This is a genomic window from Plantibacter sp. Mn2098, from assembly GCF_049319745.1.
Classification (GTDB): domain Bacteria; phylum Actinomycetota; class Actinomycetes; order Actinomycetales; family Microbacteriaceae; genus Plantibacter.
On sequence record NZ_JBMOUH010000004.1, the window covers coordinates 129,218 to 144,294 of the forward strand.

Sequence of the window (15,077 nt, forward strand, 5' to 3'; positions counted from 1 at the left end):
AAGGAGGCATTGTGAACAAGCGGAACCTCTGGCGCGCGATGATCGCGACCGCAGCAGCGGCAGTCCTCGTGGCGCCGCTCGCCAGCTGCAGCAGCAGCGCCGGCGCCGACGGCGACGTCACGATCGAGATCTTCCAGAACAAGACCGAAGCCATCGCGACCGTCGACCAGCTCATCGCCGAATTCCACAAGACGCACCCCAAGATCACCGTCAAGCAGACCTCGGTGCAGGACTCGGTGACCGTCCTCAAGTCGCGCCTCGCGAAGGGCAACGTCCCCGATGTCATCGCGCTCAATATCAGTGCGTACTACGACCTCGCGCAGGGTGGACTGCTCGCCGATCTGTCCAAGACCGACGCCTTCAAAGCCGTCTCCGACACGGCATCGCTCGACTACGTGAAAGAGGCCGGCCAGACCGACCAGGAACTCGCGATCCCGTGGGCGACCAACGCGCAGCTCGTCTTCTACAACATCGACCAGTACACGAAGTACGGCCTCACCCCTCCGACGACCTGGGACCAGTTCCTCGCCAACGCGAAGGCCGTGAAGGACGCCGGCGGCCAGCCGTTCAGTTTCGGCTGGAAGGACCCGTGGAGCGCGATGGCGCTCACGAACTCCCTCGTCGCATCCTCGAAGCCGACGGACCTCCTGTCGCAGTTGCAGCGCGGCAAGACGACGTTCGCGAAGCAGCCGCAGTGGCGTGAGGCGACGAAGCAGATGCTCCAGCTGAAGGACTACGCGCAGCCGGACGCCTGGGGCTCCAACTACGACAGCTCGCTCGCCTCGTTCGCCAACGGCGACTCGGCCATGTACGTCGACGGCACCTGGAGCATCCCGGCCATCCGCAAGGCGAACCCCGACCTCAAGCTCGGCGCCTTCGTGATGCCGAGTCCTGATCCGGAGTTCGCGACGAAGATGCCGGGCGGTCCGGACTCGTTCCTCTCCATCTCGAAGGACTCCCAGCACCCCAAGGAGGCCGAGGAGTTCCTCGACTTCCTGATGAGCGCACCCGTGCAGAAGACCTACACGGACCAGCAGTCCCTCTTCTCCGTGCGCAGCGATGTCGCATCGGACGACCCGCTGCTCGCCGGGATCAAGACCGACTGGATCGACGCCGGCAAGACGGCGACGTACTCCGACGGGATGTTCGCCGGCGGCAGCCAGTACCAGGCGATCAACTGGACCTACCTCAACTCGGGAGACCAGGCCGCGTACCTCAGCGCACTCGACAAGGACTTCGGGACCTACGGGCTCAAGTCGCACCAGTAGAGCCGCAGGCTCCGGGCGGCCGACGCCGCCCGGAGCCACACCCCGGAAAGGTCAACCCCATGCGAACGAGTTCCAAAGCAGCCCTCATCATGGCGCTGCCCGCCGTGGCGCTCTTCCTCGTGTTCCACACGATCCCAGCGCTGCAGGGCGTGTTCTACAGCTTCACCGACAGTCGCGGGTACGGCACCTGGGACTTCGTCGGCCTCGAGAACTACATCCGCTTGTTCGGCGACGCCGACGTCCTCCACAGTTACGTGTTCACCCTGCAGTTCGCGGTCGTCTCCACGATCGCGGTCAACGTGTTGAGCATCGTGATCGCGCTCGGGCTGAGCGCGAACATCCGCTTCCGCTCGTTCATGCGGAGCGTGTACTTCCTGCCAGCCGTGCTGTCGGTCATCGTGGTCAGCTACATCTTCAACACGATCTTCTCGACCGGGCTGCCGCAGATCGGCCAGGCCCTCAGTCTCCCGTGGCTCTCCAACAACATCCTCGGCAGTGAGAGCACCGCCTGGATCGGCATCGTCATCGTCACCGTCTGGAAGGCGTGCGCGACGACGACCGTCATCTACATCGCCGGCCTCCAGACGATCCCGGACGACGTCGTCGAAGCGTCCCTGCTCGACGGGGCGTCCGCCTGGCAGCGGTTCTGGACCATCACCTTCCCGCTCATCGCCGCGTTCTTCACGATCAACATCGTGCTGAACTTCAAGGACTTCCTGCAGGTCTTCGACCAGATCGTCGCGCTCACAGCCGGCGGTCCTGGCACGGCGACCCAGTCGATCTCCTATCTCATCTACAAGTCCGGATTCTCCGGCGGGCAGTTCGGTTACCAGTCGGCCAACGCCGTGATCTACTTCCTGGTCATCGCGTTGCTGGCCGGGTTCCAACTCCGAGTCCTCCGCAGGAAGGAGACCACCGCATGAACCCCACACGAGCCAGCAGCGCATCGAGGTGGCTGCTCACCGGTCTGCTCGCGATCGGGGCGCTCACGATCGCCGTGCCGATGTACTTCACCTTCGTCACGGCACTCAAGACGCCGAGCGAGATGCGCGGGAACTTGTGGGCGCTGCCCAAGCACTGGATGTGGAGCAACTTCACCGACGCCATCCAGATGACGAACTTCTTCCAGGCGCTCGGGAACAGCCTCATCGTGACCGTGCTGTCCATCGTGTTCGTCATCGTGACGAACTCGATGGTGGGGTACGCCATCGCGAGGAACCTGCACAAACGGCTCTACAAGGGCATCTTCGTCTACTTCCTCACGGCGTTGTTCATCCCGTTCCCGATCGTGATGCTGCCGCTCGTGAAGGAGATGGCGTTCCTGCACCTCGACAACCTCGCCGGCCTCGTCATCCTGTATGTCGTCTACAACCTGTCGTTCAACGTGCTGTTGTACGTGGGCTATCTGAGCACGGTCCCGACGGCGTTCGAGGAGGCGGCGATGCTCGACGGCGCCGGCCCGTTCAAGACGTTCTGGAAAGTGATCTTCCCGCTGCTCGGACCCGTCAACGCGACCGTCGCGATCCTCACCGGGCTCTGGGTGTGGAACGACTTCCTGCTGCCGCTCGTGCTCCTCAGCGATCAGAGCTCGTTCACGCTGCCGCTCGTGCAGAACGTGTTCCAGGGGCAGTTCACGACGCAGTACAACCTCGCGTTCTCGTCCTACCTGCTGGCGCTCACGCCGATGCTGATCATCTACCTCGTGCTCCAGCGGTGGATCATCGGCGGGGTGATGCGCGGGGCGATCAAGTGATCCGGGCGGGTCGTGTGCTTCACGTGATCCAGGTGCGCCGGAATGATTTGACTCGACCGTGACGGTGTCATAGCTTTCGAAGACGCAAACCAGTTTCGATCTCGGACCCTCGTACTTAGGCAGGCAGCAGATGAGCACCCCAAGCACTCCGCGCACCGGGCAGCGGCGATCAGACGGCTCCGTCCTCACCATCGCCGACGTCGCGGCGGCGGCCGGTGTCAGCAAGACGACCGTCTCGCACGTGCTCTCCGGCAACCGGCCGGTGTCACCAGCGACGAAACGAAGCGTCGAGAAAGTGATGGAGGAGCTCGGGTTCCAGCCCAACTACTTCGCGCGGGTCCTGAACGGCAACCGCAGCAGCACGATCGCGCTCATCGCCCAGGACATCACGAATCCGTTCTACCCGGCGCTGGCGCGCGGCCTGCAGAAGGCCGTGTCCGACAGTGGCCACGTCGTGCTGCTCTTCGACGGGGATGCCGGGCCGGCGGCCGTCGAGACCTTCCTCCAGGACGCCATCCAGCGTCGAGTCGACGGGATCGTGGTTGCGGTCGCCGACGTCGACGAGAAGATCGCCACCCTCCTCAACGCGAACATCCCCGTGGTCGCGGTCGGGTCCTACGTGTCCAACCTCGACATCGACTGGGTCACAGCGGATGACGCCGGCCTCGCGGAGGATGTCGTCGGGCGTTTCGTCGACACCGGGCACACCAGGATCGCCACGATCACCGGTCCGCAGGACCGCGCCCCGGGCGGACCGCGCCTGCAGGGGTTCCTGTCCGGACTGCGCCGGCACGGGATCCCGCTCGTCGAGGAGTACGTCGTCGAGGGCGACTGGACGAGGGAGAGCGGATTCACCGCCATGCGAGGGCTGCTCACCGCCGACGAACCGCCCACCGCGGTCTTCTGCGCCAACGACCTCATGGCCATCGGAGCGGTCGACGCCCTCCGGCAGGCCGGACTCGCCGATCGGGAGGTCGCCGTCATCGGCGTCGACGACATCGACGCCGCGAGCCTCATCAACCCGGCGCTCACCACCATCCGCATCCCGGCCGAGGACATCGGCCGTGCCGCCGGAGAACTGCTCCTCTATCGCATCGAGAGCGATGGCGAGGAGACCGCGTCCAGGCACCTGTCCATCCAACACAAGCTCATCGTCCGAGACTCTGCCTGAGGAGCCCCATGAAATCACGACCAGAGGGCGGGCCGGTGCTTCCGGCGTCCGCCGCCTCGGCCGCGTCCGCCGTTGCTGCTGTTGATGCTGCCGGTGCCGGTGCCGCTTCGTCGCCGTCTGTCGCTGACGCCCCTTCGCCGTCTCGTGGCGGCGGGTCGCGGACGGCGGTTGTCGCGGTCGTCGGATCCGCCAACCTGGACGTCGTTGTGAGCACGGATCGTGCGCCGGTGCCCGGTGAAACCGTGATGGGTCGGGGCATCGCCGAATTCGCGGGAGGGAAAGGCCTGAACCAGGCGCTCGCTGCGGCACAGCTGGCCCCGACCGCATTCGTCGGAGCCGTCGGCGACGACAACGCGGGACGCCTGTTGGGCACGGCGCTGCAGCGCGGCGGCGTCGACGTCGGTCATCTGGCGGAGCGTTCCGGTTCCTCGGGGACGGCGTTCATCACCGTCTCCGCCGACGGCGAGAACAGCATCGTGGTCATCGCCGGGGCCAACGGCACGGTCGGCGGCCCGGAGGTCGCGGCGGCGCTCGATGCGATCCGGCCCGTCGTGGTCGTGACCCAGCTGGAGACGCCGGTCGACTCGGTGCTGGCGGCCGTGGAGTGGGCCGCCTCGGCCGGTGCCCGGTGGGTGTTCAATCCCAGCCCATTGGACGAGTGGGTGCGACTGCCGCTCCTGCATCCGCTGCGCGACGCGCTTTCCGGAGCCGATCCGCTCATCGTCAACGCCGGGGAGGCGAGGGGATTCCTCGACGAATCCGACGATCGGACCATCGAGCAGCTGGCCACGTCGCTCGCGAAGATCGCGGCATCGGTCGTCGTCACGGACGGCTCCCGCGGTGCGCACGTCGCCGCGGGGGACGCGTACGACTTCGTGGCGGCGATGCCGGTGGCGCCGATCGACACGACAGGTGCCGGCGACAGCTTCGCCGGGACGGTCGCTGCGGCCCTCGCGCTCGGGGAGTCGCTCGTCGATGCGGCGAGGGCGGCCTCTGCTGCCGCCGCCGAGGTGGTCGCGACGCCGCGCGCCGAGCGCTGAGCGGGACCTTCCTGCGCGGGGAGCCGCTGCACGGCAGAAGGTGAACCGCGCGGCAGCAGGACGATTCTGGGTGAACCGTCCTCCTGCCGCGCGGTTGTCCTTGTGTGGTGCGGCGCGCGGCCCTGCAGGGTGCGGGTCGGGGCACGGGGCACGACGCGGGGCGCGCTCAGCTGACGAGCGCACCGCCGTCGACGACGGAGACCGTGCCCGTCACATGGTCCTGATCCATGAGCGCGAGGTACGCCTTCGCGACGTCCGACGTCTCGGCCACACGACCGAGCGGCAGGCTCTCACTCGCCGAGCGGTACATCGCCTCCCGGTCCGCCTCGCTCATGAGTCCCCACAGCGGCGACCGGACGACACCGGGAGCGACCGCGTTGACGCGCAGTGGCGCGAGTTCGACGGCGAGGGATCGCACGGCAGAGATGGTCGCGCCCGATGCAGCGGAGCCGAGGACCCAGCCGGGGCCGCCCGCGAACGCCGCCGTGCCGCTCGTGAGCGTGATCGACCCGCCGGTGCGCAGGTGCGGGACGGCGAGGCGGACGGCGTCGAGCGCGTGGATGACGCGCAGGCTGAAGAACGCGAGCCCGCGCTCGACCGTGAACTCCTCGATCGGAACGGACGAGAGGTTCTCAGCCGCGGTGTAGGCGAAGTGGTCGAATTCGCCGACGGCGTCGAAGAAGCGTGCGACGTCGTCGCTGGAGGAGGCGTCGACGGTGTGGCCGATGACGCCGGCCGGGAGTTCTGCGAGTGCCCGCTCGACAGATGCCGGGTTGCGGGAGCCGATGACGACGGACGCGCCCGCATCGGCTGCGGCGCGAGCGGTGGCGAGTCCGATGCCGGAGGTGCCGCCGAGGAGGACGATTCGTGTACTGGTGTTGATGGTCATATCAACAGTGTTCGCCCGCGGTGCCCGAGTCGTCCAAGACCTGTTCCGCGTCAGTTGATGCCTCTGAGGTATCAGGGTGGCGAGGGGTGCAGACGGCGAGGTGGCAGCGGGCGTGGGGTGGCAGTGGCAGCGGGCGCGGTTCGGCTGACCGATGTCAGCGGTGCGGCACCGGTGTCCGGTCGAAGAGCCGGGTCGCGATGTCGGCAAGCTCCGCCAGCATCGGCGAGGTGTTCGTCGCCTCGAACGCCAGGGCGACGGCGCCGTGTCGGAGGTCGTCGATGTGGCGATGGTCGACGTCGGGCCGGGTATAGAACAGCGCGGTCGACTCCGGCAGGATGACGATGCCGCGCCCGCCGGCGACGTGCTCCAGCTTCTCCTCGACCGAGTGCGCGAGCGGGAGGCCTGCGCGGTCGATCGAGAGGGCCGTCGGGCGCGCGCTGGCCGCGGCATCGCGCCATTCCGGGACGGCATCGGGATCCTGCAGGAGGTCGAGCAGCCCGAGGTCGTCGATCGTGACGGTGTCCTGGGCGAGCATCGGATGCCCGGCGGGGAGGACGACGACGCGCGGCTCGGTGAAGAGCGGGACGACCGTCAGCCCCCGGCCGGCGATGGGGAGGCGGACGAAGCTGGCGTCGAGGGTGCCGTCGCGCAGCAGCTCAACCTGCGTGTCCCAGCCGGTCCGGACGACGTCGACGACGAGATCCGGGTGCTGGGCGCGCAGTTCGCGGATCGCCGCGGTGATCATCAGCCCGGGCATAAAACCGACGGTCAGGTGGTCCTCAGTGCGACCGGCGGTCTTGGCCCGGCGTTGCAGAGCGCTCGCCGTGTGGAGGAGCGCACGGGCGTCGTCGACGAGCAGGGCGCCGACCTCGGTCATCGTGGTTCCGCGCTTGGACCGGTCGAACAGGGTGACACCGAGCTCGTGTTCGAGTGCCGCGATCTGTCTGCTCAACACCGGTTGGGCGATGTGGAGGCGTTCGGCTGCACGCCCGTAGTTGAGTTCCTCGGCGACGACGAGGAAATAGCGCAGTTTGCGCAGGTCCAGATCCGGCATCCTCGGATACTAGTCCTCGCTGCTGGGCATTGTGCACCACCGGCACGCGGCACGCGGCAGGCGGGGAACCGCGCCGTAGAAGGACGTTCTTGCGCGATCCGTCCTTCTGCTGCGCGGGATGCCTTCGCTCAGGCGGATGGCGCTGCGGTTGCGGCCGCGGTCGCCACCGCAGCGGGTCCACGACCCTCGCGATACACGGACAGCTCGGGCTCGCGATGGCGCCGCGTCTGCACCACGAACAGGGCGATGCCGAGCGCGATGGCGACGAACGACGCCCAGATGTTGGCCGGGATGCCGAACAGCGCATCGCTCGTCGGGTCGATGCGGATGGCCTCGAGCCAGCTGCGTCCGAGTCCGTACCAGATGAGGTAGATCGCGAACGCGCGACCCCAGCGCAGGTGCAGTCGTCGCTCGAGCAGGAGGATGATCCCGACGCCGATCAGGTTCCAGACGATCTCGTACAGGAAGAGCGGGTGGAAGAGGGTGCCGGCTGGCAGATCCTTGGGGAACATCGGGTCGGTCGGCAGGATCTGGAGGCCCCAGGGGAGTGTCGTCGGCAGGCCGAAGAGCTCGTGGTTGAAGTAGTTCCCGAACCGCCCGAGCGACTGGGCGACGAGCATCGCGGGCGCCAGTGCATCGGCGAACGACCAGAATCGGAGCCCCGTCTGACGGCAGCCGATGTACGCGCCGACCGCGCCGCCGATGAGCGAGCCGTAGAGCGCGTTGCCTCCGTCCCAGATCGCGAACACGTTCCAGAGGTTCGCGCCGGGGAAGAAGTAATCGCCGCCGTGGGTGAGCACGTGATAGAACCGGGCGCCCACGATGCCGAGCGGCACCGCCCACAGGATGATGTCGAGCACGATGCCCGACTCGGCGCCACGCTTCGACAGCCGCCGTTGGGTGATGAGCACGGCCGCGACGATGCCGGCGAGGATGCACAGCGCGTAGGTGTGGACGGTGAGCGGGCCGAGCTGGAACTGGGCCCAGACCGGGTCGGGGCTCGGGATGCTCGTCAGAACCATGGGTCGTCTTCACCTTCTCCTCGTCGCGCACACGACGACAGCTCATTGTGGACCCGATGTCGGGGTGTCGCCTGAGAGTGGATCCAGCATGTCGATCCGTCGCCAGGTCCCCCAAAGTGCCCATGGACATTCGCTGGCGATCGGGTATGTTGATGGCATGAACATACATCGTGTGTTCATGCCACCCACATGCAAAGGAGCATTTCGAGTGAAGACACGAGCAATCACGATCGCCGCAGCAATGGCAGCAACCGCAGCACTGCTCGCCGGTTGTTCCAGCGGCGCAGCACCCGGCGACGACGCCGGAGTCGGCACAGCCGAGAAGCCGGTCACCATCAAGTTCTGGCACCCCAGCCAGTTCACCCCGCAGATCGTCGAGGCCTTCGAGAAGTCCCACCCGGGTATCAAGGTCGACTACACCGTCGTCCCCAGCAACCAGCCGGACATCGCGGCCAAGCTCATCGCCGCCGTCCAGGCGGGCGACGCACCCGACGTGGTCAAGGCCGAGTACCAGATGCTGCCGTACCTCGTCTCTCAGGGCGCCGTCTCCGACATCCAGACGTTCAAGATCGACGACGGCGACTACCGCGACTCCGTGCGCGGCCTCGTCAACTTCGGCGGCAAGGACTACGGTGCGCCGGAAGACTTCACCCCCATGATGTTCTTCTACCGGGCCGACCTGTTCGATGAACTCGGCCTCACCGTCCCCACCACCTGGGACGAGTACGAGGCGCTCGCCAAGAAGGTCAAGGAGATCGCACCGGACAAGTTCCTCGGCAACTACAACTTCGACTCCAACGACCTCGCCGGCTGGTCCGCCCAGGCCGGAGCGGACTGGTGGAAATCCGACGGCGAGACCTGGTCCGTCGGCATCGACGACCCTGCGACGGTCAAGGCCGCGGAGTACCGCTCGAAGCTCATCCAGGCTGGGCTCATCTCCACCGCGACCGGCCCGGGTGTCAACAACCTGCTCGCCGACGGCACGATCCTGTCCTGGAACGCCGGAGCCTGGGCGCCAGGCACGATCATGAACGCCAACCCCGCCCTCGACGGCAAGTGGCGAGCGGCGCCGATGCCCGTGTGGAACGCCGGCGACACCGAAACGGCCGTCTCTGGCGGATCCGCGATCATCCTGGTCAAGAACACGAAGGTCCGCACGGCCGCCGAGACGTTCATCAAGTGGTTCACCGACTCCGAGGAGGGCATCCTCACCCGCTGGCAGTACAGCAACAACCTCTCCGGCAGTTCGCGGATGGACGACTCCAAGGAGATCCTGGAGATGAAGCCGAGCCCCATCGACCCGACGCAGGAGTACCTCAAGCTCGTCGCGTCGCAGAAGCCGAAGGTCTTCTCCAACTGGGGTCCGAACGCCCTGCTGATGCAGAGCACCTGGAAGGACCTCGCCCCGCGGGCGATCTCCGGCGAGATCTCCATGCAGGACGCCATCACGAAGCTGCAGAAGACGGTCGTCGACGACATGAAGCGGACCGGCTTCGAGGTCAAGGGCTGACCCGATGGCATCCATCGACACGATCGCGGTCCCCGGGACGGCCGGCCCAGCCGGTCGCCCCGGGGCGGCGGGGCCAGACGGCGCCCCGTCCAACGGCGACGCAGGCACGGCCGGCCGCTCGGCCCTGCCCGGCGGCGACGGCACACGCGGGGGCCGACGGCGAGGGAAGCGCGGGCAACCGGCCCCCTACCTCTTCATCGCCCCCGGCCTCATCCTCTTCACCCTCTTCCTGCTCATCCCTATCGGCTACTCGATCTATCTGAGCTTCTTCACCAATCGCGTGTCCTCCGGCGTCATCGGCGCCGAACGGCAGTCGGTCTTCGTCGGGTTCAACAACTTCGTCGAGATCCTCAGCGGCAACGTGTTCTGGGAGGGGCTCCTCCGGGCCGGCTACTACGGGCTGCTCGTCATCCCGTTGACGCTCGGCCTCGCGCTGGTCTTCGCACTCGCACTCGATGTCGGCGTGTCGAAGCTCAAGACGGTCTCGAAGACGGTCATCTTCATCCCGTACGCCGTGCCAGGCGTCATCGCGACGCTGATGTGGGGGTACATGTATCAGGAGCGGACCACTCCGTTCGGCCCGGTGTTCGCGTTCTTCGGGATGCCGACCCCGGACTTCCTGGGCGACGCGAACGTCTTCTACTCCATCGTCAACATCGCGGTGTGGGGCGGCATCGGCTTCAACATGATCATCCTGCACACGGCGTTGAGTTCGATCCCTCGGGAGATCTACGAAGCGGCACGGCTCGACGGCGCCGGAGAGATCCGGATGGCATTGCAGATCAAACTGCCGATGGTGGTCCCGAGCATGGTCTTCACCCTCCTCTTCGGCGTGATCGGCGCCGTCCAGGTGTACGCGGAACCGCAGACCATGAAGACGATGAGCACGGCCATCACGTCCGGCTGGGTCCCGCTCATGGAAATCCAACGACTGGCGTTCGAACAGGGAGAGACGAACATGGCCGCGGCCGGCGCGATCATCATCGCGTTCATCGCCTTCGGCCTCTCGCTCGTCGTGTTCAAGCTGGCTGGCAAGAAAGTGTTCGGTGAATCATGAGTGTCACGACCGTCACCACGGGCATCGGCGTTCCGGCCGCCCAGTCCACCGAGTCGATCACCACGGCCGGCTCCGGTCGAGGGGGTCGCGGGCGGAGAGGGCGCGACCGCAGGAGCATGGACAGGGTCGGCTCCTCGCCGGCCAGTCGACGCGCACTGGGCGTCATCCCCGGCGTCATCCTCGTCCTCGGCTCCCTGTACTGCTTCATCCCGTTGTTCTGGCTGTTCAGTGCGGCGACCAAGGGGCGCGAGACGCTCTTCACCACGAACACGTTCATCCCGGACGGCATCGGCGGCTTCTTCACCAATGTCGTCCAGCTGACGAACTACCAGGGCGGCGCGTTCTGGCAGTGGATGGGCAACAGTGTGATCTACGCGGGCGGCGGTGCTGCCCTCTCGGTGCTCGTCTCGGCTGCGTTCGGTTACGGCCTCGCGATGTACGAGTTCCGAGGCAAGCAGGCGGCGTTCGGTCTCGTCCTCGTCGGCATGCTCCTGCCCGGCGTCGTCATCGCGATCCCGCAGTACCTGCTCATGGCACAACTGGAACTCACGAACACGTACTTCGCGATCCTCCTGCCCGTGATGGTGAGCCCGTTCGGAATGTGGTTGTGCCGCGTGTTCGCATCGTCGTCCGTGCCGCGGGAGCTGCTCGACGCCGGTCGCGTGGACGGTGCTTCGGAGTTCCGGATCTTCTCCTCGATCGGTCTCCGGCTGATGGCGCCCGGGCTGCTGACCGTGTTCCTGCTGCAGTTCGTCGGCATCTGGAACAACTTCCTGCTCCCCTTCATCATGCTGAGCGACAACACGAAGTACCCGCTGTCGCTCGGGCTCTACAGCATGATGCGCGGCAGCGACACGGAGGAGGCGATCATCCCGACCCTCGTCATCTCGGGTTCCCTCATCGCGACCGTGCCGCTCATCATCATCTTCGTGTGGCTCCAGAAGTACATGCGGATCAACTTCGGCGGCGGACTGAAAGGCTGACCATGACCAACCAACTGCACACCATCATCCGACCAGGCGACGCCGGGGCCGATGCGCCGTTCGCGTTCGCCCAGCCCAAGGGGCTCGCGCTCGGCGCAACGGCGATCACTGCCCACCCGGCGGGCCAGGCCAACGCGGACGAGCTTGTCCGGGCCGCCTGGGACAGCGGGGTCCGGTATTACGACACGGCGCCGATGTACGGCGGCGGGCGTTCGGAGGAGCTCCTCGGCGAGGCGCTCCGGCACTACCCACGCGATGCGTTCACGCTGAGTTCCAAGGTCGGCCGCCTCGTCAGGCGGGACGAGCCGATCCTGCCGCTCGAGTCCGAGTTGTGGCGGTACGACTTCAGCCGCGACGGGATCCGCCGCTCGGTCGACGAGTCGCTCACGCGCCTCGGCACCGATCGGCTCGACCTCGCCTACATCCACGACCCGGACGCGTTCATCCGGGTCGCCCTCACCGAAAGCCACTCGGCGCTCGAGGAGTTGCGCGACGAGGGGGTGATCGGCGGGATCGGGGTCGGTATCACCCATGCGGACACGCTCGCGAAGTTCATCGACCTCGTCGACCTGGATGCGGTGCTGCTCGCCGGGCGCCTGTCGCTCGTCGACGGTGAGGCGGCGGACCGGGTGCTCCCGCTCGCTGCCGAGCGGGGTGTCGCCGTGGTGATCGCATCCGCCCTGCACGCCGGCCTCGTCGACGGGAGGGACTCTGGGACGTTCCACTACATGCCGACGCCGCCCGAGATCGTGGAGCGGGTCGCCAGGATCCGGGTCCTGTGCGACCGCTACGGCGTCCCTATCGGCGCGGCCGCCCTCCAGTTCGTGCTCGCCCTGCCCGAGGTGTCGATGGTCCTCACCGGGACGGCCGATGCCGCGCAGTGGGCGGAGAATCTGGCCTGGAGCCGGATCCCGATCCCGGCGGAGCTGTGGACGGAGCTCGACGACGCCGGGCTGCTGTCGTTGCCGCTGCCGAGGGCGCTCGCCGGCTGAGGCGCACGGCCGCGACGAAAGCGGCCCCGCACATCCGGATCAATCGGCCGCTTCGGCGCCGCGATCTCGTTCGAAATCATCCGCATCACCTGTAGGACGCTGACCGCGCCCTCCAACAGAAAGGCTCCACCACCATGAAAGCAACGATCCTCGCAGGCTCCGGCCGATACCAGGACCGCTGGCACGACTTCACCGCGACCGCCGTGGAGGTCGGGAACGCCCTCGCGTCGCTCGGCGCCGACGTCCGTGTGCGGGCGTTCAAACCCGGCGGTGTGCAGGACGTGGACGATGCGGACCTCCTCGTCGTCAACTCGGGAGTCGGCGAGTACACGGCCGTCTCGGACGGGCCGGAGGAGGACTGGACGGAGGCGTTCGACACCCTCCGCCGGTTCCGTGCGCGCGGCGGCCCCATCCTCGCCCTCCACGCGGCCTCCAACACGCTCGACGGGCTCGACGAGTGGCGCGAGTGGATCGGCGGACGGTGGGTCCGTGGCACGTCGATGCACCCGCCCATCGGCGACTCCCTTGTCGAGGTCACCGATGTCGACCATGAGATCACCCGCGGCTTCGCGGACTTCACCCTCTACGACGAGATGTACTCCTACCTCGAGGCCTACCCGGGCTCCGAGGTCCTGCTGAGTCACGCGTACAACGACCTCGTCCACCCGCTCGTGTGGGCGGTGGAACGGGATGGCGCCCGCTCCGTGTACGACGCGCTCGGGCACGGCGTCCGCGCCTACGAGGCGCCGGAGCGGATCGATCTGCTGCGTCGCGAGGTCGACTGGCTCGTCGCGCGGTGAGTACGCAGACGACCTCGTCGGACGAGGCGAACGAAGCGGGGGCGGCCGGTTCGGCCGCCCCCGCGGCGGTGCAGGGGGGTGGGGAAGCCGAGCCGATGCATCGTGGCCGGCTCGTCCTCGTCTCCGTCACGCACGTGGTCAACGACTTCTACTCCGGGGCGATCCCGGCGCTCATCCCGTTTATGGTGCTGGAGCGGAACTACAGTTATGCGGCCGTGAGCGCCGTGATGCTCGCGGCGAACCTGCTGGGGAGTGTGCTGCAGCCCGCGTTCGGGCTGCTCGTGGACCGATGGCGGATGCCGTGGCTCGCGGTCGTCGGGTTCCTCCTGGCAGGGGTGGGTGTCGGTGTGGCCGGACTCACGAACGACCTGCTCTTCACCTGCTTCGCCGTGGCGGGGACGGGTGTCGGAGTGGCCGCGTACCATCCGGCGGCGACGCGGCTGGCGCGGGCGGCGTCCGGTCCCCGGACGAGCGGACTCGCGGTGTTCTCGGTCGGCGGCAACATCGGGATGGCGCTCGCGCCGCTCGCCGTGTCGCTCATCATCGGCAGTCTGGGCCTCGCGGCGACGCCGCTGCTCGCGGCGCCGGCCATCGTGCTCGCGGTCTTGATGAGCGCTTGGCGGGGAGTCGTGCGCATCCGTGCGTCGCGCCGGCCGGCCGTCGCCGTTCGTCCGGCTGCCGCCGATGCTCCCGTGGGCCGCGACGACTGGCGGTCCTTCGGACTGTTCTCGGCGATGGTCGTGCTCTCCTCCGCCGGGTCGGCCGGCATCCAGGCGTTCCTCGCGCTGTTCCTCATCGATCAGTTCGGGGTCACCACGGAGTTCGGATCCGCGAGTCTGACCCTGTTCACGAGCATGGGGGTGGCCGGCACGCTGGTCGGCGGATTCGCGGCCGACCGCATCGGTCACATCCTCACGCTGCGGCTCGGGTACCTGCTCGGCCCGGTCGCGCTCGGGGTGCTGCTCATCGCCCCCGGAACCGTTGTGGCACTCGTCGCGATCGCGGTCCTCGGGTTCGCGGCGTTCATCCCGTTCTCCGTGCAGGTCGCCCTGGGGATGAAGTACCTGCCCAACCGCATCGGCACATCGAGCGGGTTGACGCTGGGCTTGGGGGCGACGGTCGGTGGGCTGTTCGCGCCTGTCTACGGGGTGATCGCCGATGGCTCGGGGGGTCTGCGGCTCGCGTTGACGATCGGGTTGTGCGTGAAGCTCACGGCGTTCGCGATGACGTTCCTGTTGAAGAAGCCACGCTGAGCGGCTGGGGTTGCTACGTCCGCGTCGCTGCGTCGGTATCGCCTGACGCAAGGAGAACCGCGCGAGAGAAGGACCCGATCCGGAGATCGCACCTTCTCTCGCGCGGTTCTCCTTCTGCGGTGCGCAGTCCGGAACGTGTGCCCTCACGAAAAACGGGTGGTCTGCTTTCGCAGACCACCCGTTGTACTTCTGAATCCGAATGGGCCTAGCTCCAAGGAGCCAGAGGACTGAGACCACCGGTAATGAATCCATTCTCTCATCGACCTGCGAACTTCCCAAGTTTCG

General features: G+C 67.3%; 14 protein-coding genes. 11 read left to right on the top strand and 3 right to left on the bottom strand.

The genetic code is table 11. From position 1 onward, the window contains the following. Positions 1–11 precede the first annotated feature (11 nt). The 5 genes from ACL9RL_RS07945 (at position 12) to ACL9RL_RS07965 (ending at position 5,232) form a co-directional block, all read left to right on the top strand. The gene (locus ACL9RL_RS07945; protein ID WP_422779686.1) at positions 12–1,268 is read left to right on the top strand and encodes an ABC transporter substrate-binding protein; all 1,257 of its coding nucleotides are present in this window, start codon (positions 12–14) and stop codon (positions 1,266–1,268) included. Between the two features lie 59 nt (positions 1,269–1,327). Then, a complete protein-coding gene (locus tag ACL9RL_RS07950; RefSeq protein WP_422779687.1) occupies positions 1,328–2,191 on the top strand; it encodes a carbohydrate ABC transporter permease in 864 nt (287 codons plus the stop codon). Then, a complete protein-coding gene (locus ACL9RL_RS07955) occupies positions 2,188–3,021 on the top strand; it encodes a carbohydrate ABC transporter permease (protein ID WP_422779688.1) in 834 nt (277 codons plus the stop codon). The genes ACL9RL_RS07950 and ACL9RL_RS07955 overlap by 4 nt, the downstream gene beginning before the upstream one ends. A 130-nt stretch (positions 3,022–3,151) precedes the next feature. Next, on the top strand, positions 3,152–4,192 hold the full coding sequence (locus ACL9RL_RS07960) for a LacI family DNA-binding transcriptional regulator (RefSeq protein WP_422779689.1): 1,041 nt from the start codon (positions 3,152–3,154) through the stop codon (positions 4,190–4,192). Positions 4,193–4,200: 8 nt separating this feature from the next. Next, positions 4,201–5,232, top strand: a complete 1,032-nt coding sequence (locus ACL9RL_RS07965) for a ribokinase (protein WP_422779690.1) — start codon at positions 4,201–4,203, stop codon at positions 5,230–5,232. 166 nt (positions 5,233–5,398) lie between these two features. Here ACL9RL_RS07965 and ACL9RL_RS07970 read toward each other — a convergent pair whose 3' ends face one another. From ACL9RL_RS07970 to lgt, 3 genes are all read right to left on the bottom strand, one after another. Then, positions 5,399–6,121 carry an SDR family oxidoreductase gene (locus ACL9RL_RS07970; RefSeq protein WP_422779691.1) on the bottom strand — a complete coding sequence of 241 codons (723 nt, stop codon included), beginning with the start codon at positions 6,119–6,121 and terminating at the stop codon, positions 5,399–5,401. Positions 6,122–6,275: 154 nt separating this feature from the next. Further along, positions 6,276–7,175 carry a LysR substrate-binding domain-containing protein gene (locus tag ACL9RL_RS07975; RefSeq protein WP_422779692.1) on the bottom strand — a complete coding sequence of 300 codons (900 nt, stop codon included), beginning with the start codon at positions 7,173–7,175 and terminating at the stop codon, positions 6,276–6,278. 128 nt (positions 7,176–7,303) lie between these two features. Then, positions 7,304–8,197: a prolipoprotein diacylglyceryl transferase gene (gene lgt, locus ACL9RL_RS07980; protein ID WP_422779693.1), complete on the bottom strand. Its 894-nt coding sequence runs from the start codon at positions 8,195–8,197 to the stop codon at positions 7,304–7,306. A gap of 208 nt (positions 8,198–8,405) precedes the next feature. Here lgt and ACL9RL_RS07985 point away from each other — a divergent pair, with 208 nt between their 5' ends. The 6 genes from ACL9RL_RS07985 to ACL9RL_RS08010 all read left to right on the top strand — a co-directional run bounded on the left by ACL9RL_RS07985 (position 8,406) and on the right by ACL9RL_RS08010 (position 14,792). Further along, positions 8,406–9,707: an ABC transporter substrate-binding protein gene (locus tag ACL9RL_RS07985; RefSeq protein WP_422779694.1), complete on the top strand. Its 1,302-nt coding sequence runs from the start codon at positions 8,406–8,408 to the stop codon at positions 9,705–9,707. A 4-nt stretch (positions 9,708–9,711) separates the two neighbouring features. Further along, positions 9,712–10,764, top strand: a complete 1,053-nt coding sequence (locus ACL9RL_RS07990) for an ABC transporter permease subunit (protein WP_422779695.1) — start codon at positions 9,712–9,714, stop codon at positions 10,762–10,764. Continuing rightward, positions 10,761–11,747 (top strand): carbohydrate ABC transporter permease, encoded by a 987-nt coding sequence (locus ACL9RL_RS07995; RefSeq protein ID WP_422779696.1) that lies wholly within the window; start codon positions 10,761–10,763, stop codon positions 11,745–11,747. Before ACL9RL_RS07990 ends, ACL9RL_RS07995 begins: the two co-directional genes overlap by 4 nt. Positions 11,748–11,749: 2 nt before the next feature. Next, on the top strand, positions 11,750–12,739 hold the full coding sequence (locus ACL9RL_RS08000) for an aldo/keto reductase (RefSeq protein WP_422779697.1): 990 nt from the start codon (positions 11,750–11,752) through the stop codon (positions 12,737–12,739). 134 nt (positions 12,740–12,873) lie between these two features. Continuing rightward, positions 12,874–13,539 carry a ThuA domain-containing protein gene (locus tag ACL9RL_RS08005; RefSeq protein WP_422779698.1) on the top strand — a complete coding sequence of 222 codons (666 nt, stop codon included), beginning with the start codon at positions 12,874–12,876 and terminating at the stop codon, positions 13,537–13,539. Further along, entirely contained in the window at positions 13,536–14,792 is a 1,257-nt protein-coding gene (locus tag ACL9RL_RS08010) for an MFS transporter (RefSeq protein ID WP_422779699.1), read from the top strand. The genes ACL9RL_RS08005 and ACL9RL_RS08010 overlap by 4 nt, the downstream gene beginning before the upstream one ends. Positions 14,793–15,077: the final 285 nt, after the last annotated feature.